20 protein-coding genes and 1 pseudogene are annotated in these 20,438 nt (G+C 58.6%); 10 read left to right on the top strand and 11 right to left on the bottom strand.

The window, feature by feature from the left end:
* Positions 1–183 precede the first annotated feature (183 nt).
* From CPY51_RS19760 to ilvN, 3 genes and pseudogenes are all read left to right on the top strand, one after another.
* Positions 184–543, top strand: a pseudogene (locus CPY51_RS19760) (DUF488 domain-containing protein).
* A gap of 243 nt (positions 544–786) precedes the next feature.
* Positions 787–2,589, top strand: a complete 1,803-nt coding sequence (locus tag CPY51_RS19765; RefSeq protein WP_195909575.1) for an acetolactate synthase 3 large subunit — start codon at positions 787–789, stop codon at positions 2,587–2,589.
* 54 nt (positions 2,590–2,643) lie between these two features.
* Positions 2,644–3,009 (top strand): acetolactate synthase small subunit, encoded by a 366-nt coding sequence (gene ilvN / locus CPY51_RS19770; protein WP_111161960.1) that lies wholly within the window; start codon positions 2,644–2,646, stop codon positions 3,007–3,009.
* A gap of 20 nt (positions 3,010–3,029) precedes the next feature.
* Here the strand turns inward: ilvN and CPY51_RS19775 are convergent, their stop codons facing one another.
* Positions 3,030–4,052 carry a GlxA family transcriptional regulator gene (locus tag CPY51_RS19775; RefSeq protein WP_111161961.1) on the bottom strand — a complete coding sequence of 341 codons (1,023 nt, stop codon included), beginning with the start codon at positions 4,050–4,052 and terminating at the stop codon, positions 3,030–3,032.
* 54 nt (positions 4,053–4,106) lie between these two features.
* Positions 4,107–4,337 carry a hypothetical protein gene (locus CPY51_RS32325; RefSeq protein ID WP_146260147.1) on the bottom strand — a complete coding sequence of 77 codons (231 nt, stop codon included), beginning with the start codon at positions 4,335–4,337 and terminating at the stop codon, positions 4,107–4,109.
* A gap of 109 nt (positions 4,338–4,446) precedes the next feature.
* Between CPY51_RS32325 and mug the strand changes: the two genes are divergently transcribed.
* The 3 genes from mug to cueR all read left to right on the top strand — a co-directional run bounded on the left by mug (position 4,447) and on the right by cueR (position 8,056).
* Positions 4,447–4,992, top strand: a complete 546-nt coding sequence (gene mug / locus CPY51_RS19780; protein WP_111161962.1) for a G/U mismatch-specific DNA glycosylase — start codon at positions 4,447–4,449, stop codon at positions 4,990–4,992.
* 175 nt (positions 4,993–5,167) lie between these two features.
* Complete coding sequence (locus CPY51_RS19785; protein WP_111161963.1) at positions 5,168–7,651, top strand: heavy metal translocating P-type ATPase; 2,484 nt, start codon at positions 5,168–5,170, stop codon at positions 7,649–7,651.
* Positions 7,652–7,660: 9 nt separating this feature from the next.
* The gene (cueR, locus tag CPY51_RS19790; protein WP_111161964.1) at positions 7,661–8,056 is read left to right on the top strand and encodes a Cu(I)-responsive transcriptional regulator; all 396 of its coding nucleotides are present in this window, start codon (positions 7,661–7,663) and stop codon (positions 8,054–8,056) included.
* 5 nt (positions 8,057–8,061) lie between these two features.
* On the opposite strand, the gene CPY51_RS19795 is transcribed toward cueR, so the two are convergent.
* The 8 genes from CPY51_RS19795 to CPY51_RS19830 all read right to left on the bottom strand — a co-directional run bounded on the left by CPY51_RS19795 (position 8,062) and on the right by CPY51_RS19830 (position 14,678).
* Entirely contained in the window at positions 8,062–8,550 is a 489-nt protein-coding gene (locus CPY51_RS19795; protein WP_111161965.1) for a nucleoside deaminase, read from the bottom strand.
* A 94-nt stretch (positions 8,551–8,644) separates the two neighbouring features.
* Positions 8,645–9,547 carry a carboxylating nicotinate-nucleotide diphosphorylase gene (nadC, locus tag CPY51_RS19800; RefSeq protein WP_111161966.1) on the bottom strand — a complete coding sequence of 301 codons (903 nt, stop codon included), beginning with the start codon at positions 9,545–9,547 and terminating at the stop codon, positions 8,645–8,647.
* A 1-nt stretch (position 9,548) separates the two neighbouring features.
* Entirely contained in the window at positions 9,549–11,090 is a 1,542-nt protein-coding gene (locus tag CPY51_RS19805; protein WP_111161967.1) for an L-aspartate oxidase, read from the bottom strand.
* Positions 11,087–12,049, bottom strand: coding sequence for a quinolinate synthase NadA (gene nadA, locus CPY51_RS19810; RefSeq protein ID WP_244598730.1), 963 nt, complete (start codon positions 12,047–12,049; stop codon positions 11,087–11,089). Before nadA ends, CPY51_RS19805 begins: the two co-directional genes overlap by 4 nt.
* Positions 12,050–12,124: 75 nt before the next feature.
* Entirely contained in the window at positions 12,125–13,018 is an 894-nt protein-coding gene (locus CPY51_RS19815) for an NUDIX hydrolase (RefSeq protein ID WP_111162055.1), read from the bottom strand.
* 584 nt (positions 13,019–13,602) lie between these two features.
* Positions 13,603–13,743 carry a hypothetical protein gene (locus tag CPY51_RS32535; protein WP_154677735.1) on the bottom strand — a complete coding sequence of 47 codons (141 nt, stop codon included), beginning with the start codon at positions 13,741–13,743 and terminating at the stop codon, positions 13,603–13,605.
* Positions 13,744–13,752: 9 nt separating this feature from the next.
* On the bottom strand, positions 13,753–13,947 hold the full coding sequence (locus tag CPY51_RS19825) for a hypothetical protein (protein WP_111161969.1): 195 nt from the start codon (positions 13,945–13,947) through the stop codon (positions 13,753–13,755).
* 164 nt (positions 13,948–14,111) lie between these two features.
* Complete coding sequence (locus CPY51_RS19830; protein WP_111161970.1) at positions 14,112–14,678, bottom strand: alpha/beta hydrolase; 567 nt, start codon at positions 14,676–14,678, stop codon at positions 14,112–14,114.
* A 338-nt stretch (positions 14,679–15,016) separates the two neighbouring features.
* On the opposite strand from CPY51_RS19830, the gene CPY51_RS19835 reads away from it, so the two are divergent.
* Both CPY51_RS19835 and CPY51_RS19840 read left to right on the top strand, forming a co-directional pair.
* Positions 15,017–15,289 carry a hypothetical protein gene (locus CPY51_RS19835; protein WP_111161971.1) on the top strand — a complete coding sequence of 91 codons (273 nt, stop codon included), beginning with the start codon at positions 15,017–15,019 and terminating at the stop codon, positions 15,287–15,289.
* Positions 15,290–15,423: 134 nt separating this feature from the next.
* On the top strand, positions 15,424–16,149 hold the full coding sequence (locus tag CPY51_RS19840) for a FadR/GntR family transcriptional regulator (RefSeq protein WP_111161972.1): 726 nt from the start codon (positions 15,424–15,426) through the stop codon (positions 16,147–16,149).
* Between the two features lie 77 nt (positions 16,150–16,226).
* Here the strand turns inward: CPY51_RS19840 and CPY51_RS19845 are convergent, their stop codons facing one another.
* Positions 16,227–17,300, bottom strand: coding sequence for a sensor histidine kinase (locus CPY51_RS19845; protein ID WP_111162056.1), 1,074 nt, complete (start codon positions 17,298–17,300; stop codon positions 16,227–16,229).
* A gap of 346 nt (positions 17,301–17,646) precedes the next feature.
* Here CPY51_RS19845 and CPY51_RS19850 point away from each other — a divergent pair, with 346 nt between their 5' ends.
* Both CPY51_RS19850 and CPY51_RS19855 read left to right on the top strand, forming a co-directional pair.
* Entirely contained in the window at positions 17,647–18,633 is a 987-nt protein-coding gene (locus CPY51_RS19850) for an Lnb N-terminal periplasmic domain-containing protein (protein ID WP_111162057.1), read from the top strand.
* Between the two features lie 288 nt (positions 18,634–18,921).
* Entirely contained in the window at positions 18,922–20,424 is a 1,503-nt protein-coding gene (locus tag CPY51_RS19855; protein WP_111162058.1) for a DegQ family serine endoprotease, read from the top strand.
* Positions 20,425–20,438 lie beyond the last annotated feature (14 nt).

Raw genomic sequence — 20,438 nt, forward strand, 5'->3', positions numbered from 1 at the left:
AAGATTACGAGGACATCGTCGCCCATTGCTGCGACGCATGGAATAAGCTGGTCGCTCAGCCGTGGAAGATCATGTCGATTGGAATGCGTGACTGGGCGCACCGGTTTTGATTAGCGCTCGTTGGTATTAGGTATGACCTTTCCGTGTCGTCCGGATCCCCCGGCGTCGTTGCAGGTATAAAAGATGATAATCAAACTCAAGCGGACATACGATGAGAAAGGTGCCGAAGACGGCTACCGGATCCTTGTCGACAGGCTGTGGCCCCGCGGTCTTCGCAAGTCGGAGGCGAACTTCGATGTGTGGATCAAGGACGCTGCCCCGAGCACGTAGCTTCGCAAGTGGTTTGATCACGACCCTCAAAAGTGGGACGAATTCAGGCAAAGGTACAATGCCGAACTGGCCGGAAGCGAAGGCTTTTCGAAGTTGTCGGCCCTGGCCGATCGCTATCCAGTCTTGACGCTCTTGTCGGCCAGTAGAGCGACCGAATACACGCATTCGATCGTTCTCAAAGATGCGCTGCTCGCAGCGAAGACTGCTGACTAGGCAGCCTTTGGCCATCCTCTATTCAGAATTCCGGCGTTCAAGGAATGCGGCCATGGCCCATCTCCTGCCTGTTCGTGCAGCACGATAGGACCGCTTGCCTTGATGCCGAAACTGGCTGCAATTGCGGTATCTTTGTCCGTTTTTTCAATAACATTCCAATTTCGGACGAGCAAGGCCCCCACTATATATTGGCCAAGACCTGAACGAGCCCGGTGGCTCGAGCCGCAACAGCTGGAGAGATCCATGGAATCCCGTCACATACCTTCGACCGCTTCCCCGACAACATTCGAGGAGATGACCGGCGCGGAAATGGTCGTCCGTGCATTGGTCGATCAAGGTGTCGATACTCTCTTCGGGTATCCCGGCGGCGCTGTTCTGCCTATTTACGATGCTTTGATCGAGGAACCTCGCTTGCGCCATATTCTCGTTCGCCACGAACAAGGAGGTGCTCATGCGGCTGAAGGATATGCACGCTCCAGCGGCAAGCCCGGTGTCGTTCTCGTTACGAGTGGGCCGGGGGCAACCAATACTGTAACCGGGATCGTCGACGCACTGATGGATTCAATTCCGATGATCGTTATCACCGGTCAGGTGCCCACGCATCTGATTGGCACGGATGCATTTCAAGAAGCCGACACCATCGGCATCACTCGGTCCTGCACCAAGCATAGTTACCTCGTCAAGACAATCGAGGACCTCCCTCGTGTCATGCATGAAGCCTTTCGAATAGCGACAACCGGCAGACCGGGGCCGGTCGTTATCGATATCCCGAAGGATATACAAGTTGCACGTGGTCACTATACCGGTCTGCAGAATTCTCCCCCTTTTCACGTCTACGAACCACAGATCAAGGGCGACCCGTCCAGCATCGCAGAAGCGGTCAGGTTGTTGTCAGAAGCGCGCCGCCCCATCCTTTATACGGGCGGAGGCATCATCAACTCCGGCCTCAGGGCGAGCGCCCTACTGAGAGATTTCGCAGCGCTGGTTGGGGCACCCGTCACGTCCACGCTCATGGGTCTTGGAGCTTTTCCCGCCTCCGATCCCAAATGGCTGGGAATGCCTGGAATGCACGGCGCGTACGAAGCCAACCATGCGATGCACGACTGCGACGTCATGCTCTGCATAGGCGCTCGCTTCGACGATCGGGTCACCGGTCGCCTCGATGCGTTTTCGCCGGGTTCCAAGAAGATCCATATTGATATTGATCCATCTTCGATCGGCAAGACAATCGCGGTCGATGTCGGAATCATTGGAGATGCCGCTTCCGTCTTGGAGGATCTGATCGCTGCATGGCCTCATCAGGCGCAGAACGGCGAGAATGGAATGCTTGCGCCTTGGTGGCACCAGATCAACATCTGGAGATCGCGCAAAGGTTTTGGGTACAAGAATTCTTCTACGGTCATCAAACCGCAATACGCTCTGGAAAGATTGCGAGCCCTCACGAGTGAACGGGATGTCTATGTGACCACGGAGGTAGGCCAGCATCAGATGTGGGCGGCCCAGTTCTTTCATCTGAACGAACCGAACCGCTGGATGACATCCGGAGGACTGGGCACGATGGGGTATGGGTTGCCAGCAGCGATTGGCGTTCAATTGGCACATCCAAACAGTCTCGTCATTGACATTGCCGGCGAGGCCTCCGTCCTGATGAACATGCAGGAGATGTCGACCGCGGCGCAATACAAACTGCCGATCAAGATCTTCATCCTCAACAACGAATACATGGGGATGATCCGGCAATGGCAGGAGCTGTTGCACGACGAGCGGTACAGTCACTCCTATTCGGAAAGCCTGCCGGATTTCGTTATGCTTGCAAAGGCTTACGGGGCAGTCGGCATTCGTGCCGAGACCCCCGACGAGTTGGATGAAAAGATCCTGGAAATGATCAATACGCCCGGGCCAGTCATCTTTGATTGCCGTGTCGAGAAGAGTGAAAATTGCTTCCCGATGATCCCCTCAGGAAAGCCCCATAATGAGATGATCCTGTCCGATGATGCGGAGAATATCGGCTCGGTGATTACCGGTGCGGGGCGTGCCCTCGTATGACGGAACGTTCTTTAGCATTGCCAGTCACCACGCGACTTATTTTGAGGTTTCCTTGTGAATAGTGCTGTCGAGACTGGGATCAAGTCGACAGGCGACGCCGCGGCTCCTGGTGGAGTGCGGCGTGCCAGTTTTGCTGTCATCGTCGATAACGAGCCCGGCGTATTGCATCGAGTAGTCGGGCTGTTCTCGGCGCGTGGCTACAACATTGAAAGCTTAGCCGTCGCGGCAACGGATCGCGGCGCGCTGACGAGCCGCATAACGATCGTGACGTCGGGGTCGCCGCAAGTTCTTGCCCAAATCAGAGCTCAGCTCGCAAAGATGATTTCGGCACGCGAAGTCTTCGTCGTCAGCGACGATCCCCATAGCGCAGAAGGCCAACCTCCGCCGGTTATTGCCATGAGCAAGGGTGACGCTCTTTGAACGGAAGTTAGATCACGGCTCTATTGAGCTGTTCTCGATCGATCAGGTTCGTGGCTTGCGGCACGCGTGAATGTGGCAACGGTCGTCTCCGCAGGACGAAAGCGTTGGCGATACTCGACTGGCGTAACGTTGATACGGCGCATGAACGCACGGCGGAGACCACTTTGATCTGAAAACCCGCACATGCTCGCAACCCTCTTTAGAGGCGTATCACTTTCCTCAAGCATTCTGCGGGCTGCTTCAACCCTTGTCGTCTCCACATAGTCGCCAGGCGTCATTCCCGTTTCCCGCTTGAATTGCCGCGCAAAATTCCGGCTACTCATGCCGAGGCGCGCCGCGAGTGTCTCGACAGACAAATCCTCAGAAATATTGTCAATGATCCACTCGTTGATATCGCGGATCGGACCAATCTCCGCCACCTGGGCTTCAAGATGCACGCTGAACTGAGATTGGCCACCGGGCCGCTTCAGGAACAGGATAAGTTCCTTCGCGACCCGTAACGCGACGCTGCGTCCGAAGTCTTCCTCGACAAGGGCAAGGGCCAGATCCATGCTCGCAGTAACGCCAGCGCTTGTATAAACGGGTCCGTCTTTGACGAATATGGTATTTGGCTCCAGCTTCACCTTTGGAAACATTTCCGCAAGCCGGGAGGTGGAGTTCCAGTGCGTTGTTGCGCGCCGGCCGTTTAACAATCCGGCTTTCCCAAGGAGAAACGCACCCGTGCAAATCGAGCCCAGGCGTCGCACGTGATGCGACTCCCGAACTATCCATTGGACCAATTCGCGATGATCCTCGAACTTCCTTATGCCGGGGCTACCTGCAATCAGAAGCGTATCGAAACCTTCAAGAGATTCCTCAATCGACATATCCGGGAGAAACCGCGTGCCGTTGAGAGCCGTCACTGGTCCCATGGATAGTCCGACGATCTTGAGAGAATAGGCGGATTCATCCCGCATCAACGTGGCGGCCTCAGAAAACACATCCATCGGGCCAGCCAAATCCAGCATTTGCACTCCGGGAATGGCAAGAATGGCTATACGCATCACTGCACCTCTTGTTTTTGAAGGCGCCGAGATTCTGCACTGATCGCGCCAAGCCTAGGCAAAACACAACAATCTCAGCCACTCGAACGAGCCAGTATAGACCATACTGGATTGGCCGTAATCTAAATAGAAGTTAAAAAACAGACATTCAAAGGGCAATGCCGGACAAGATTCTGACGCCATTTTGGCGATCACGATGACGGCCTGGGCGCTCCAGCCCAACTCAGCAAACGGCAGCAATTGGGTCAAATATGTCCGTTTTTTATGCGTGATAATAATTGCCACTGACGATAACCCAGTTACTGTCACGTTGATGCCAATGGATGCCCAAACGGCGAGTTCGATTTGATGGATCGAGCATTTGCCGACTGACAGAGAAGCCGCAAAGGGCCAAATGCAACCAGCTCTGCCGATTTCAGATTCGGACCGCTTGCTCGCCGATATTCTTTCGCCCGGCCTGTCGGTGTTGTTTTGCGGCCTGAACCCTGGCATGCGAGCTGTTAAAGTGGGTCATCACTTCGATGGTCAGAATAATCGGTTTTGGCAGACGCTGTATCTCTCCGGCTTTACGCCTAAACAACTTCGACCTGATGAGGATCGCAGCCTGCTTTCGTATGGATGCGGGCTGACCACTCTGGTCGAACGTGCCACTCCCGGAGCAACGGATATAGCCATCAAGGAATTTTCTGACTCCTCGCATCTACTTGAGGAAAAGATACAGGAATTCTCTCCGAAGTGGGTAGCTTTTCTCGGCAAGGATGGGTTTGCCGCTATTTCGCGGCAGAGACATCCGCACTGGGGTGAACAGCAAGAGACTTTCGCCGGCGCAAAAGTCTGGCTATTGCCGAACCCGAGTGGGCGGAACCGAGCCTTCACGCTTGGCTCCTTGGTGGCTTCCTATCGGGAGCTGCGCGCGGCGTCGATTTCGAGCGGTGCCTGAACTCACCAATCACTGGGCGCGTGACGGATCGTCTTCGAAGATGACTTCACTCGCCTGATCAAGAGAAATCCCGTGCGCTTGTCGCGATCAGCGGTCACAATTTTGTTCTTGACCTTCTAGTCGCTGGAAGGTTGATAAGCGTTGGATGGGGGCCTTGATGCCCCGTGGAGTTCCAATGACACTGCATGACGAACACGCCCATCACCATGAACGAACGCCTCGCCTTGCAGCCGTGGTGCGCGATCCCGTTTGCGGCATGACTGTCGATCCCAACGCAGGCAAGTCGCTGAACTATGACGGGCGCGTCTATCACTTCTGCTCGAAGAGCTGCCATGCCAAGTTCGAGGCGAAACCAGGCGACTATCTGACCGCCAAAGACCCCGTCTGCGGCATGGACGTAGACCGGTCGTCCACGGCTCATTTTCTGCGTGTTGAAGGCGAGAAATTCTATTTCTGCTCGGCCGGCTGCCAGGCCGAATTCGAAGCAGATCCAGCGGCCTATCGCGCTGGCGACCAGCCGGTTCCCATCGCCTTGCCGAAGGGCACGCAATATACCTGCCCGATGCACCCCGAAATTATAAGCGACCACCCTGGCGATTGCCCGAAATGCGGCATGGCGTTGGAGCCGATGGGCATTCCCGCCGCCGACGAAGGGCCAAACCCCGAACTCGTCGACTTCACACGCCGGCTCTGGGTCAGTGCGGGTCTTGCCGTTTGCCTGTTGATCCTCAGCATGGGACCGATGCTGGGCATGCCGCTGCGCTCCTGGATCGGCGAACCTCTCGCCACCTGGATCGAACTCCTCTTGGCAACGCCGGTGGTACTTTGGGCGGCACGACCGTTTTTCCGCCGGGCCTGGAATTCGGTCGTCAACCGAAGCCCGAACATGTGGACGCTGATAGGCGTCGGCGTCGGCGTTGCCTATCTCTACAGCCTCATTGCGACCCTGCTTCCCGGATTGTTCCCCATGGGTTTTCGCGCCCATGGCGACGCCGTACCCGTCTATTTCGAAGCCGCGGCAGTGATCGTCGCGCTGATCTTTGTCGGCCAGGTGCTTGAACTCAAGGCACGCGAGCGTACAGGATCGGCAATCCGCGCGCTGCTCGACCTTGTTCCTAAGACCACGCGTCGTATCGAGGCGAATGGCAATGAGATCGACGTGCCGGTCGATGCGGTCATGGTCGGCGATCGATTGAGGGTGCGGCCCGGAGAGCGGGTCCCGGTCGACGGTTCGGTTATCGAGGGTCTGTCGGCCGTCGATGAATCGATGATTTCGGGCGAACCCCTGCCGGTCGACAAGGCGCCGGGTGCTGCACTCATCGGCGGCACGATCAACCGCAACGGCGCGATGATCATGGTCGCTGAAAAAGTCGGGGCCGATACGATGCTGTCGCGGATCGTCGACATGGTCGCCAAGGCACAGCGCTCCCGCGCGCCGATCCAGGGCATGGCGGATCGCGTCTCGGCCGTTTTCGTGCCCGCGGTTATCGCAATCGCGATTGCCACTTTCGCCCTATGGGCCTTGGTCGGACCGCAGCCGCAGCTTGCAAATGGGCTGCTTGCCGCCGTCGCGGTGCTTATTATTGCCTGCCCATGTGCTCTTGGGCTTGCCACGCCGATGTCCATCATGATCGCGACCGGTCGTGGGGCGCAGGAAGGCGTACTGATCCGGGAGGCCCGGGCGCTGGAGCGCTTTGCCAACGTCGATACGCTGGTGGTCGACAAGACCGGGACGCTGACCGAGGGCAAGCCGGCCTTGACGGATGTACTGCCGGCAGCAGGCGTCGATGAGGGCCAGATGCTGTCGCTTGCCGCCAGTCTGGAGCGGGGCTCCGAGCATCCGCTTGCCGAGGCGATCGTTACCGGCGCCAAGGTTCGCGGCATCGATTTCCAAGATATCTCGGGCTTCGAGGCCAAAACCGGCAAGGGCGTTCTCGGTCAGACCCGAGATGCCGCGGTTGCGCTTGGCAATGCTGCCATGATGGCTGATCTCGGGATCGACATCGATCCGATGAAGGAAGATATCGCGCGGCTTCGCGGCGACGGCAAAACGGTGATGTTTGTCGGCATCGACGGAAAGCTCGCCGGTATCGTCGCCGTCGCGGATCGGATCAAGCCGACGACGAAGGCGGTGATCGCGGCACTACGCCGAAGCGGCATCAGGATCATCATGGCAACAGGCGACAATGCCGTGACGGCGCAGGCCGTTGCAAGGAGCCTCGGCATCGATGAGGTTCGCGCCGACGTGCTGCCGGAAGGCAAGAAGACGCTGATCGAGGAACTGCGGCAGGCAGGCGCCATCGTCGCTATGACCGGTGACGGCGTCAATGATGCGCCTGCCCTTGCGGCCGCCGATGTCGGCATTGCCATGGGAACGGGCGCGGACGTTGCGATGGAAAGTGCCGGTATCACCTTGGTCAAGGGCGATCTCAACGGCATTCTGCGCGCGCGTCGTCTGTCCGAAGCGACGATCCGCAACATCAAGCAGAACCTCGGCTTCGCATTTGGCTATAATGCGCTGGGCATTCCGCTTGCGGCGGGCCTCCTCTACCCGGTATTCGGCTTGTTGCTTTCACCGATGATTGCAGCGGCTGCAATGAGCCTTTCCTCAGTCTCCGTCATTGCCAACGCGTTGCGACTGCGGTTTGAGAAGCTATAGGAGAAGACGATGAATATCGGCGAAGCCTCTGATCGGTCCGGCCTGCCCGCCAAAACCATCCGCTATTATGAGGAGATCGGCCTGATACGTACCGATCGTGGAGGCAACGGCTATCGTGACTACGGAGCCAAGGATGTGCACAAGCTGCGCTTTCTCCAGCGCTCGCGGGGTCTAGGCTTTTCGGTCGAGGAATGCCGGCAATTGCTGGCGCTCTACGAGGACAAGCGCCGGGCCAGCGCAGATGTGAGGGAGATTGCCTCCTCCAAGCTCACGGAGATCGACCGCAAGATCCGTGAGTTGACAGAACTCAAGCACACGCTTGAGCATCTGGTCCATGCCTGCCACGGCAACGACCGTCCCGACTGTCCCATCCTCGAGGAACTGGCGGAAGGGACGGCCGCCTAGCCGCCTTACCAGACCCCGACGTGCAGGGCTGCCGCTTCTTCGGAAAGCACCGGACCAATGACCTCGACCTTGCGCTGACCTGCTTCGAAAACGACGCGGCAGGCCAGGTCCAGCGTTGGGTTTTCCGGATGGTTGCCGGTGATGTCCTTCAACTGGCTTTCGCTCATCGCATAGACGACGCGACCGACGCCGGCCCAGTAGATTGCACCGGCGCACATGGCGCATGGTTCGGCGGAAATATAGATCGTGCAGTCCTTCAGGAAACCCGGCTCGTATTGCTGCGAGGCCCGCGTCATCAGCACGCGCTCTGCGTGACCGGTCATGTCATGCAGCGGATTATAGGCATTTTCTTGTTCCATCAGCACCGTTCCATCGGGGCCGACAAGGATGGCTCCAAACGGATGATTGCCGTTGCGATGGGCCCGGGCAGCGACCTCGAAGGATTGCCGGAGTAGCGTTTCCTCGCCGGGCGTCAGATTGGTGCTGTTCGTCATTGCGTCTCTTCCGTGGTTGACTGAGACGCAAATTGGCGCATCGCAACGCAGCTGACAAGCGTGGAAACCGTCTGGGAAGAGAAGGTTGAGGGGTTCACCAGCCCTTGGCTTCGGCTCGCCCGGTTCCCGGAGCCTGAGCCGCGACCTCGTTCAGAAAATCCAGCCCGATATCGAGGATTGGCGCGCTATGGGTGATCCAGCCGATAGAGATGAGATCGACGCCGGTTGCCGCGATCGCGGCCACTGTCGAAGGCGTGATCCCGCCCGAAGCTTCCGTTATTGCGCGGCCCGCGACGATGCCGACGGCTTCTCTAAGCATATCGGGTGTCATATTGTCCAGAAGCACCGCATCGATGCCCATTGCCATTGCTTCGCCAAGCTGCTCGAGCGTGTCCACCTCGACCTCGATCTTGACCATATGGCCGCTGCCCTCGCGTGCGCGGCGGATCGCCTCCCTGACCCCGCCGGCGATGGCAATATGATTGTCCTTGATGAGCACTGCGTCGTAGAGCGCGAAGCGGTGATTGACCCCACCTCCGGCACGAACGGCGTATTTCTCCAATGCGCGCATCCCCGGTGTGGTCTTTCGCGTGCAGGCAATCGCAGCACCCGTCCCCTTTACAGCGTCGACGATGCCGGCCGTCGCGGATGCTATCCCTGATAAATGGCTGAGGAAATTCAATGCTGTACGCTCGGCGGTGATTACGCCACGCGAAGGTCCCCGAGCGGTGGCGATGACATCGCCGGGACGGACGGCTGATCCATCCCGGACATGCCGATCCACGACGATTGTCGGATCAACGAGCTCAAAGGCCAGTTGCGCCGCATCGAGACCGGCAACGACGCCAGCCTGCCGGGCGGCTAGGACGACGACCGACCGATGATCCCTCGGAATAAGCGCTGCTGAGGTTATGTCTCCGGCAAGCCCGAGATCTTCCAGAAGTGCCGCGCGGACGATCGGCTCGACGATCAGGCGATTGAGAGGGGTGAGTGTCATGTCAGGCGCTCCTGGCAAGAGTATGTGGCGAGAGGGACCGGGCGATGTCCACCACCGCGCGCGCGGTCAGTATTTGCCGTCGGGCTACGGCGAGTTTCTCAGTAAAATCGGTTCTGGCATGCGCTCCACGCGATTCCTGACGGAGCTTGGCAAACGTCGCGACCAGCAGGCCTACGAGCGCCGGATCGGATGCGGCGCCCTTGCCTTCCGCCATCGGCAGCAGCAAGGAAATCGCGTCATCGAGGCCGTCCCCATTGCGCAGGACGCCGAGATATCGGGACATGATCGGCCGAACGACAGAAGCGTCTCCGGCTGGCGGCAACGGCTTACTTTCCGGGCATGATTGCGGATCGAGCGAAGAACGGCCGATATCCCCCGCGACGCGCAAGCCCATCACGGCCGCTTCAAGAAGGGAATTGCTGGCAAGGCGATTTGCACCATGCAGCCCCGTCGAACCGGCCTCGCCGGCAACCCAGAGACCGCGAACCGAGCTCCGCCCCACGCTATCGGTTGCGATGCCGCCCATATGGTAGTGTGCGGCTGGCCGCACGGGAATGAGCTCTACCGCGGCATCTACCCCCACTTTCCTGCAAAGTGCTTCGATCCCCGGAAAACGCGAGGCGAAGCGGGCTCCGATGGCTGTCCGTGCATCGAGATAGACACGCCCGCCGCGGGCGATCTCGGCGCTGATCGCCCGCGCCACCACGTCTCGCGGCGCAAGCTCGGCGCCCGGAACGCCGGCCATGAACCGCTCGTTTCGCCCGTTCAGCAGTGTCGCTCCCTCGCCTCTCACCGCCTCGCTGACGAGCGCGAGCGGCCGCTGCCTTGAATCGAGGGCGGTCGGATGGAACTGGACGAATTCCATATCCGCAAGCTTGGCGCCGGCTCGAGCCGCAAGCGCTATCCCTTGCCCGTAATTCGCAGTGGGATTGGTCGTCGCGTCATACAGTCCGCCGATGCCACCGGTTGCAAGAACGACTCTGGTCGTCGGAAGGATCGCCGCGCCTCTCGGCGTCGCGCAGAGCAAACCCGCAATCGTGCCGCCCCGCGTCAGGAGCCGGCGAACATCGAAACCTTCCAACACGGTAACGGACGGAGTTGATGTTACGGTTTCGCTGAGCGCGCGGACGATTTCGGCACCCGAGCCGTCGCCTCCTGCATGAACGATGCGGTGGCGCCGGTGGGCCGCCTCCAGTCCAAGCGCCAGTTTCCCGTCCGCACGTCTGTCGAACAGCACACCCATGGTTTCAAGCTTAGCGATGGCGCGCACCGCTTCCCCGACAATCCCGGCTGCAACATCGGCGTCGCAGAGACCGTCACCTGCCGCGAGCGTATCGGCGAGATGAAGGTCGGCACTGTCATCAGCGCCAAGGCTTGCTGCAATGCCGCCTTGCGCCCAGGCAGTCGAGGTGCCGGCCCCTATTCCCGATCGGGTGAGGAGAACAACCGGTTCGGGTGCCAGCGCGAGCGCCGTCATCAAGCCGGCGAGACCGCTGCCGACGACGGCCACCCGGCCGGAAAGTGCGTGGAGGATTTCTGTCATACCGCCAGCATCCTTTCGACCGCACGACGGGCGGCAACCGCGATGGCCGGATCGATGGTGACCTCGTGCCGGTTTTCTTCCAGCGCCGTGCGAATATTGGACAGACTGATGCGCTTCATGTGCGGGCAGAGATTGCAGGGCCGTACGAATTCGATGTCGGGGTAGTGCACTGCTACATTGTCGCTCATCGAGCATTCGGTAAGCAGCACGACGCGCGCCGGGCGCTTCGTCGCCACATAGTCCGACATGACCGCAGTCGACCCGGCAAAATCGGCCTCCGCCACAACGTCGGGCGGACATTCCGGATGCGCCAGGATCGTCACGCCAGGGTAATTCTCCCGCAGCTGGCGCACGTCTTCGGCCGTAAACAGTTCGTGCACCTCGCAGTGGCCATGCCAGGCTATGACCTCGACCTCGGTCTCGCGCGCGACATTGCGCGCCAGATATTCATCGGGGATCATCAGGACGCGCGGAACGCCAAGCGACTCCACCACTTGTTTGGCGTTGCCGGACGTGCAGCAAATGTCGGATGCGGCCTTCACTGCCGCCGAGGTGTTGACATAGGTGATGACGGGCACGCCCGGATGCGCCTGGCGCAACAGCGCGATGTCATCCGGCGTGATGGAATCGGCGAGCGAACAACCTGCCCTCATATCCGGAATAAGGACGGTCTTTGCCGGGTTAAGGAGCTTGGCGGTTTCGGCCATGAAATGCACGCCGGCCAGAACGATAACCTCGGCATCGACCTCCACCGCCTTGCGGGCGAGCGCCAGACTGTCGCCGACGATGTCGGCGACGCAATGAAATATCTCCGGTGTCTGATAGTTGTGCGCGAGGACGACGGCGTTGCGTCGGCGCTTGAGATCGATGATGGCCTCGACGTCGTCCTCGAACGTCAACCATTCTGCCTTCGGAACGACCCGGCTCACGCGCTCGTAGAGAGAAGACGCAGACAGCATGACCATATCTCCATTCACTTATACTCACATTGAGTATATCATAGCGGCGAAGATATTCTCAATTTGAGCATATTGTCAATCGCGTGAAAGAGGCAATTTTGTGCCGACGAGCGCGCGTTCTTCCAGAACCGCATGCCGGAAGCGGAAAAGCTTGGCTGGACGGCCACCGGTTTCGCTTTCCACGCCCCCGGTCTCCTCGACCAGCTCCTGCTGTTCAATCAGCCGGCGGAAATTCTGCTTGTGGAGCTTCAATCCAGCGAGAGCCTCGACCGTGCGTTGCAGGGCCAGCAAGGTGAAAAACTCCGGCATGAGCTCGAAAACAACCGGTCGATATTTGATCTTGGCGCGCAGCCTGGCGATGCCGGTTGCGAGAATACGGCGATGATCGGCGAACATCTGCCGCCCGAGATTGATATCCTTCGAACCTCCGGCCTCGACAACCTGCTCGGCCTCGTACAGCAACTCGTAGCGCTGCAGGACTAGGTCCTCATTCCAGGGATTCCCATCCAGCCCAAAGGCAAGTGCTGCCCTGCGAAGGCGGGATTCGCGCCGCGCGGCATCCTGTTCCGCCCAGACCTTTAGCCGATTGGCGATGATGGCTATGGCGTCGGGAACGCCCTGGCGATGATCCTCCCAGGGCAAATACTCATACCAGTCGTGCCAGCCGGAACCAGGGCCGCCCTGTTCGCGGACCAGTCCCAGATAACTGATTGAGATCGTCCTGCCGCCGAGAATCTCGTTGTTGCGGTCGCGATCCGCGAAGGTATAAAGCTGCTCCAGATAGCCCACGGGATGCGCGGTCTGCTCCCGAACCCACTCCCTAAGGCCTGCCTGCAGCGTCCGGTGGCCCATCTCGAAGGGGCCTGAGGGCAGAGCTTCGCCGTGACGGACCGTCATGACGCGCGGTCGATCTCCCGTCACCGCGATGAGCACCCCAATCAATTCTGCATGTGCCAGGCCGATCGTCACAGGAGCCGCAAATCCCTTTTTCACGATTGAAGTCGTGAGACCTTCTGACATAGCCGGGGTGCAAAGCCAATGAAAAGACGGAGGAAAGTTCATCGCACCAGCGTAGGGCCGTCCGCCTCAAGGTACATTCGCATCGTCTGTTGCGCTGTTCGATCTCAACACAATTTAATATTGAGATGAGCCATTGTGACGCCCATTAGTTGCATCTAATCTCAACCAAGGGAGCAACGCGAAACGCGACGGCGACGGTGATGGCGCCTGCAACGCAATCCCTTCGATGGGAGCTATCGAGGGACGGATAAGAGTTCTTGAGGTTGTCGCCATGACATCGCTCGGAGTGGTTCCCACGGATGGAGACAAGCATCTGGCTCAACATGTCCTGTCTTTAACCCGCGGTGCCATGAGGGAGAAATGCAATGAGATGAAGCCGTGCCAAGGACACGAAGTCCCATCAGACATGCACAGGAACTCATCGATGCCTCATTCGAATGCATGGACTGTTCCCCGACGGTTATCATTGAAGAGGCGCCAGCCTGACGTGGGCGACTGAAGGCGGCGCGCCACGGATGAAACTGCGATTGAGTTCACAGAACCCCAATCACGAACGCGAACACAAAACCGAAGGCAAAAACCACCGACGCGACCTCAACAAAGCTCCGCAGCAGCGGCAGCAGGGCCGGGCGAGCATCTTGTTGGCTAACGGACAGGAAGGTTAAATAGGCCATAGAAACCTCCTAATACCAGGACAGCGGCGTCGGCTGCCAATAGAAGGCCTCGTCTTCGATCAGGGAACGGAACCGCTCTTCGTCGCGGCCATTTGATCGACCCATACTGTCGGAGTAGTCGTGCGACCGTGGAAAGGGTTCCGCCACAGCCGAGAAACGAAAGAGCACCGAGTTCGTGATTAACTGTCTGAGCTCATTGACCATTGGCAGGCTCCTTCTTCGGGAGGTCCATTTTGACAGAGAGATTAAAATACTCAATATAGTCTACAAAATTAGTATTCTATCAGGGGCGGCGTTGGGAGCAGGCTGTGCTCGTTGGAGCCTATTCCGGCGGAAGTTTTTCCCGCGCCGAATATGCCAGCTCGCCACTATGCGGGAAGATATCTTTTGGTGCGGCTTCCGACCTTGGCCTTGAGCCTGTCGAGAAGCGCGTAACCACCCGCCCACCTGCCGTAGCCGCTTGCGATGTTGATATGCCCGGCGAGCCCGAGATTTTGAACCTCGCTTTTCCAGACGTGCCCATATGTCATCAACAGATCGAGCGGCATATAGGGATCGTTGAGGCTGCCGACCGTAAGCGTCGGGAACGGCAGCGGCTCTTGCGGCATTTCGTGGAAATCCATTACCCCGGGGTGCAGCTTTTCCGTTGCCCACAGATCGCACGGCGCGACAAGGAGTGCGCCCTTGACCCTTCTTGCAGCTGGACGGCCAGCGAGCTGGGCGGTAAGAAGACAACCGAGGCTGTGTGCGACCAGGAATGCCTCCCCCGCCTTCTCGAGTTCGATTTCCAGGTTGTTCAGCCAGTCTGCCTGGCGCGGATAGGTCCAGCTCTCCTGCTGCACGATATGGCTTGTCGGATCTTCGCGAGCCCAGAACCGCTGCCAATGGCCGTCATTCGATCCGTTCAAGCCTGGAATGATGAGCGTCGAAACCATCAGTCGATCCTGTCAGCAACACGGATGATCTGAGCAACCATGTCTCACCTCGCCGCCTGAGAGGAAAAGCCAGGCGATGATGACAGGTATAATCTAGTAAATCAGTAGATTAAAGAAAACGCAGTTTAACGAACAATCCGATTTTGAAAAAACCAACCGCAGGATGCTGAGAACCGCGATCTCCGCCCCAAACTCTGCCCCTGCCTCGGACCTCGGTCGTACCACTTCGGCCTCCCGCCGATGCAACTTGATCACTTTAACGCCGACCATATGATGACAAAACCAGTTGTGATAATTTGGCCTTGGACAATTTGCGCGCCGGTTGCAAAGGCCCCATTATGGCCCCGGGCCGCATCGACTACGCGGTTTGCGTGTACGAATTCTACATGGATGGATGGGAAGCCGAAGCTGAGGACGCCTATCGCGCCATGCTTCCCGCGGTTGCTTTCACGATGCAGGGTCTGGAGAATTTGCTTTGCCATGGCAAGAGGCTCTTTGGCGAGCGGGCTGGAATACCAATCTTTGACAGGGCTCCCGCACTTCGCCCAACCGAGGTCGGTATCGAAATGACCCTTCGTTATGCACGCCAACTGCGCACCTTGTGCCACTGAGCGAGCCGTCTACCGCCAGATTTATCTTTGGCAGTTGCAGACCCCTGGTATCTAAGGATATCAGCAAATGCTGGGATACTATTAGAAACGCTGGAAGGTGATAATTCTTGGAGATATTCGGTTTAAAGGGCGCAATGAACGCGTTTGCCATCGGCGACCGGGGATTGCCGGCGCAGATCGCCGCCGAGATCGGCCGTCGCATCACGCTCGGCGAGCTGAAGCCCGGCGATATTCTACCGAAGGAGTCCGACATGCTTTCCAACCTGCGCGTCAGTCGAACGACGTTGCGGGAAGCATTGAAGATTCTCGAGACCAAGGGTTTTATTGTCGCCAAGCCACGTGCCGGCACGAGAGTGCGGGCACCTGAGTTCTGGAATACGCTCGATCCGACAGTGCTCGCATGGCAGGGGGACGCGGACGACCAGGAGGCGTTGGCGCAGGAACTCTTTGAAATACGACTGGCAATTGAACCGCTGGCGGCAAGTCTTGCGGCGTTGCGAGGCTCCGACATCGAACATTGGCAAATTCGCGCGGCCTACGATGCGATGGCCGTCACGCATGCAAGCCAGTATGAGGCAATCGAGGCCGACATAGATTTTCATCTGAAGATCATTCACGCGGCTCGCAACAGGTTCCTGTTGCCTATTTCCTCTGTCATTCGGGCTGCCCTGACAATCAATATCCCCAAGACCTTCAAAGCCTTCGGCGGGCTCGAGCATTCACTCGCCTTGCACGAGGCGATAGCCATCGCGATCGGCAAGCGTGATGGACCCGCAGCCGCAAATGCCGCCGAGACGCTGCTCCTCGAAACATATAGGCAAAACCTCAGTTCCGTCGGGCAGTCGGGCGCTGGCAACTGAACGCCGATCCGCGGACGGCGCCGTGGACCGTCGATTATTCTGTTGTTTGCAACTAAACGTGCCGATGGTCCGCAGAACTACGCCGCCTTCGGAACTCGCGATACGAAAGTGGCACGGGTGATCGAGATAATGGTGCCCGCACGGTTGCTCGTCAGCTCGATCTGGGCGCCGAGCTGTTTCACCAGCGCCTGAATGATTGCAGTCCCCAAGCCTCCACCCGCTTCAGCAACTGGGCCTTCATTCTTTCCGATGCCATTGTCGGAGACGACAAGCTTCCAGTCGTTTTCATCAACTTCGTAACTGATAAGAACATTGGCGTCAGCCTTGAAGTTCGGGAACGCATATTTGATAGCGTTGATGGTGAGTTCCGTGACGATCAGTCCGAGGCTGACAGCGTGATCGGAACTGATCCTGGCATCCTCGCATATGACGCTGATCTCGATCGGCTGGGCGCTGCCGGTCATCGACGTACACAAGCTGGCGCAGAGCTTGGAAAGATAGGGACCGACGTCGATCTGGTCTATGCCATGCGTGACATGCAGATGTCGTTGCACCTCCGCAACCGACATCAGGCGCTGGTGCGCGTCCTGCAGGTCGCGACGGGTTTCCTCCGAGGTGACGATGCGGGCCTTTAATAGCAATATGCTGGCAATGATCTGCAGACTATTGGCGACACGATGCTGCATCTCCTGAAGCAGAATTTCCTTCTGTCGCAACAATTCCTCGGAGCGTTCCAGGAGTTTGTCCCTATCGCGCTGGGTGGTTCGGCGGGCGGTGACGTCAGTGAATGCAAGCAGGATAGTCGCGCTCATTTCGTTATCATATATGACCTGCCTTGCATTCAGCAGCATCGTCCGGCGGCCGATGAGCGGAAAATCATGCTCGACTTCAAGGCCGTCCATGGCGGCATGGGTGGGGATGATGGTCTCCAGCAGCAGACGCAAGGCTGGAATATCCCACTGTCCGTCACCGAGCGAAAATAGCAGCCGACCGCGTGTGAGTTCCGGATCGGCTTTGAATGTGTGGTAAAAGGAACGGCTGGCGGCCAGCACGAAAAAGTTGCCGTCGAGGACGAGAAGCGGATCATGGATCGTGTTGACGATCGCCTGCGCAAGTTTCCGCGCGTCGTCGATATTTGCAAAGTCCATCATATTTTGAAAGGTTTCCATCGGACAGGGCGCGATGCCAAGCACTCGTCTCCCGTCCAGGATGGAGCCTACGCGCTTTGGTGAGGAATGTCGCAAGTATTCACGCGACGTGCGCCGATTATTTCGGCGTTCACTGAACGGACACCTCGAAATGGGCAGAAACACGGTACGACATTTGCGACACGACCTGATATCTTCAGTAAATTCTGATGCTTATAGAGCACATCCAGACACGAGGAAGCGCACGCGAGAGCGCAGATCTCTTAACGCCGCTTTTGGGCGGCTGCTTGAATATTCAACTGCCCCATAGGAGAGAGAATTGCGCCGCTTCACATGGATTGCTCTGAGCATGACACTTGGGCTCGCCATTCTCCTTGTGTCTGCCTGGGCTTCACTTGCCCTGTGGTACCGCCTTCCCCTCCCGGAGCTCACCAGAGGCGTCGCCGCCGGCTTGTTCAGCCTTTTTGGCCTCTTCACCATTGGAGCGCTCTTCAGCCGCTGGCGTCTCCGGGCAATCCTCGCATTCCTGATCGCGCTTATCGCGCTACTTGGGTGGTGGGGAACGATCAAGCCGCTTGCCGAGGCCGATTGGGCGCCGGATGTCGCCAGACAGGTCACTGGCAAGCGCGACGCCGATATGCTGACACTGACCAACGTTCGTGATTTCGACTGGCGGAGCAACAGTGATTTTACCGAGCGCTGGGCCACGCGGACCTATGACCTCGGCAAGCTTCAGACCGTGGATCTGTTCATGTCTTATTGGGCAGGACCTGATATGGCACATATGATGCTGAGCTTCGGCTTTGATGGCGGCGACCAGCTCGCCTGGTCGGTCGAGGTCCGCCGCCGCAAGGGTGGCGAATTTTCGCCCGTTGCGGATCTCTTCAAGAGCAATCCCCTGGTCATCATCGCGGCTGACGAGCGAGACGTCGTCGGCGTTCGGTCGAATATTCGTGGCGAGGATGTCGAGATCTATCGCCTGAAAGCGTCTCCCGAAGCGGCTCGGCTATTGCTTCTTCAATATGTCACCGATGCGAATGCATTAGCAGACACGCCCGCCTTCTATAATTCGATCACCACGAACTGCACCACGACCGTCGCCAAGATGATCCGGGCGGTCGGCGATGCCATTCCGTTCGATTGGCGCCTGATCGTCAACGGATACCTTCCCGACTACGCCTATGACCGTGGCGCGCTCGACACGACGCGGCCCCTGTCGGAATTGAGAGCGCTGTCGCACATCGATGAACGCGCCAAGGCGGTTGGCCTGACGGAAGGGTATTCGCAGGCGATCCGCGTCGCCGTACCGTCTCCGGTGCAACTGAAAATGCCCTAAGGTCGCGTGGTGGGTTAAATTTAAGTAATAAAATGGCAAGTTTGGTTAAAGTTATTTAATTATACCTAGATCATAGGCATTTTCGTCTGAATTATGGCATCATAACTCGGATTAGATTATTAATATTTAACGTGACAAAGAACTGCTCGAGGATATTACTCAGATCGAAGCTTAACACCTCAGCGGCTCCCATCGGGTGAGCTGAAAGTCAAGACTCTCGATCTGATCCATCACGCGAGATAGATGGACGCTTGGTCGATCCGATCCATCTCGCCAGGGACCACTCTCATGTCATCAATTCTCCAAAGACATCGCACGGCCGCGCTTGTCGGCGCGGCATTTATCATCGGCGCGGCATCCTTGCCATTCGCTCTCGACACCTCTTCGGCCAATGCAGCCCCGGATGCCGTCGCAGGCGTCGTTGCGCCAAACGGCTCATTCGCGTCCGTCGTCAGCGCCGACAAGCCGGCCGTCGTCACCATTACCACAACGATGAAGGCATCGAGCGCGACCGCCGACGACGGCGACTCTCCGCTGGACGAACAGTTCCGCCAGTTCTTCCAGAACCAGGGACGCATGCCACAGCAAGCGCCCGAAGGCAGGTCTTCGCAGCACGCCAAGGCGCTCGGCTCCGGCTTTGTTATCAGCGCCGATGGCGTCATCGTCACGAACAACCATGTCATCGACGGCGCCAGCGAGATCAAGGTAACGCTCGACGATGGAACCGAGCTGCCTGCAAAACTGCTTGGAGCTGATGCGAAGTCGGATCTTGCGGTGATCAAGGTTCAGTCTCCAAAGCCGCTGGCAACAATCGCCTGGGGCGATTCCGACAAGCTGAAGCTTGGCGACCAGATTCTTGCAATCGGCAATCCATTCGGGATCGGCACCACGGTCACGGCCGGCATCGTCTCGGCCCGCGGCCGCGATCTGCACAGCGGCCCCTATGACGATTTCATCCAGATCGACGCACCGATCAATCACGGCAATTCGGGCGGGCCGCTTGTCGACAACAGCGGCAACGTCGTGGGCATCAACACCGCGATCTACTCGCCGAACGGCGGTAGCGTCGGCGTCGGCTTTGCCATCCCGTCCGATCAGGCAAAGGCGATCGTTGCAAAGCTCGAGAAGAACGGATCGATCGATCACGGCTATCTCGGCGTCCAGATACAGCCTGTGACGTCAGACATCGCCGATGCGGTTGGGTTAACCCGGCCAGAGGGTGCGCTCGTGGCTGAAGTCAGCGACGGAACTCCCGCGGCAAATGCGGGCGTGAAGTCCGGCGACATCATCACCGGACTGGGCGATCAGACGATCAAGGCGCCGAAGGACCTGTCTCGCGTCGTGGCCGATCTGTCGCCCGGCACCAAGGAGAGCCTGGCCGTTTGGCGTGACGGCAAGACGGTCGACCTGAGTGTGACCGTCGGCGGAAACGACACCGACCAGAAGCAGGCGGCTACCGAGGGCCAGGACGGCCAGTCCCACCAGGCAAACCAGCCATCGATCGGCATCGGCCTGGCGGATCTGACGCCCGACGCGAGACAATCGCTGAACCTGCCGAAGAGCGTGACGGGCGCGATCGTTGCGAGCGTCAACCCGGATAAGCCCGCTGCCTCCGCAGGCATCCAGGCCGGCGACATCATCGTCTCCGTGAACCAGCAGCCGACAAAGAGCGCCAAGGACGTCCAGACCGCTGTCGCGCAGGCTGGAAAGGCCGGCCGCAAGTCCGTTCTCCTGCTGGTCGAGCGGGCAGGCACGAAAACCTTCGTCGCCGTCCCATTTGCGACCGCCTGATGCGATGATCGGTC

The organism is Arminella tubonensis, from assembly GCF_003240585.1.
In the GTDB taxonomy this organism is placed as follows: Bacteria; Pseudomonadota; Alphaproteobacteria; order Rhizobiales; family Rhizobiaceae; genus Rhizobium; species Rhizobium tubonense.

Bases quoted from the DNA above. Each gene is read 5' to 3' on its own strand.
- CPY51_RS19765 (WP_195909575.1), top strand. From the start codon at position 787: ATGGAATCCCGTCACATACCTTCGACCGCTTCCCCGACAACATTCGAG.
- CPY51_RS19775 (WP_111161961.1), bottom strand. From the start codon at position 4,052: ATGCGTATAGCCATTCTTGCCATTCCCGGAGTGCAAATGCTGGATTTG.
- mug (WP_111161962.1), top strand. From the start codon at position 4,447: ATGCAACCAGCTCTGCCGATTTCAGATTCGGACCGCTTGCTCGCCGAT.
- CPY51_RS19785 (WP_111161963.1), top strand. From the start codon at position 5,168: ATGACACTGCATGACGAACACGCCCATCACCATGAACGAACGCCTCGC.
- cueR (WP_111161964.1), top strand. From the start codon at position 7,661: ATGAATATCGGCGAAGCCTCTGATCGGTCCGGCCTGCCCGCCAAAACC.
- CPY51_RS19795 (WP_111161965.1), bottom strand. From the start codon at position 8,550: ATGACGAACAGCACCAATCTGACGCCCGGCGAGGAAACGCTACTCCGG.
- nadC (WP_111161966.1), bottom strand. From the start codon at position 9,547: ATGACACTCACCCCTCTCAATCGCCTGATCGTCGAGCCGATCGTCCGC.
- CPY51_RS19805 (WP_111161967.1), bottom strand. From the start codon at position 11,090: ATGACAGAAATCCTCCACGCACTTTCCGGCCGGGTGGCCGTCGTCGGC.
- nadA (WP_244598730.1), bottom strand. From the start codon at position 12,049: ATGCTGTCTGCGTCTTCTCTCTACGAGCGCGTGAGCCGGGTCGTTCCG.
- CPY51_RS32535 (WP_154677735.1), bottom strand. From the start codon at position 13,743: ATGGCCTATTTAACCTTCCTGTCCGTTAGCCAACAAGATGCTCGCCCG.
- CPY51_RS19825 (WP_111161969.1), bottom strand. From the start codon at position 13,947: ATGGTCAATGAGCTCAGACAGTTAATCACGAACTCGGTGCTCTTTCGT.
- CPY51_RS19830 (WP_111161970.1), bottom strand. From the start codon at position 14,678: ATGGTTTCGACGCTCATCATTCCAGGCTTGAACGGATCGAATGACGGC.
- CPY51_RS19835 (WP_111161971.1), top strand. From the start codon at position 15,017: ATGGCCCCGGGCCGCATCGACTACGCGGTTTGCGTGTACGAATTCTAC.
- CPY51_RS19840 (WP_111161972.1), top strand. From the start codon at position 15,424: ATGAACGCGTTTGCCATCGGCGACCGGGGATTGCCGGCGCAGATCGCC.
- CPY51_RS19845 (WP_111162056.1), bottom strand. From the start codon at position 17,300: ATGATGGACTTTGCAAATATCGACGACGCGCGGAAACTTGCGCAGGCG.
- CPY51_RS19850 (WP_111162057.1), top strand. From the start codon at position 17,647: ATGACACTTGGGCTCGCCATTCTCCTTGTGTCTGCCTGGGCTTCACTT.
- CPY51_RS19855 (WP_111162058.1), top strand. From the start codon at position 18,922: ATGTCATCAATTCTCCAAAGACATCGCACGGCCGCGCTTGTCGGCGCG.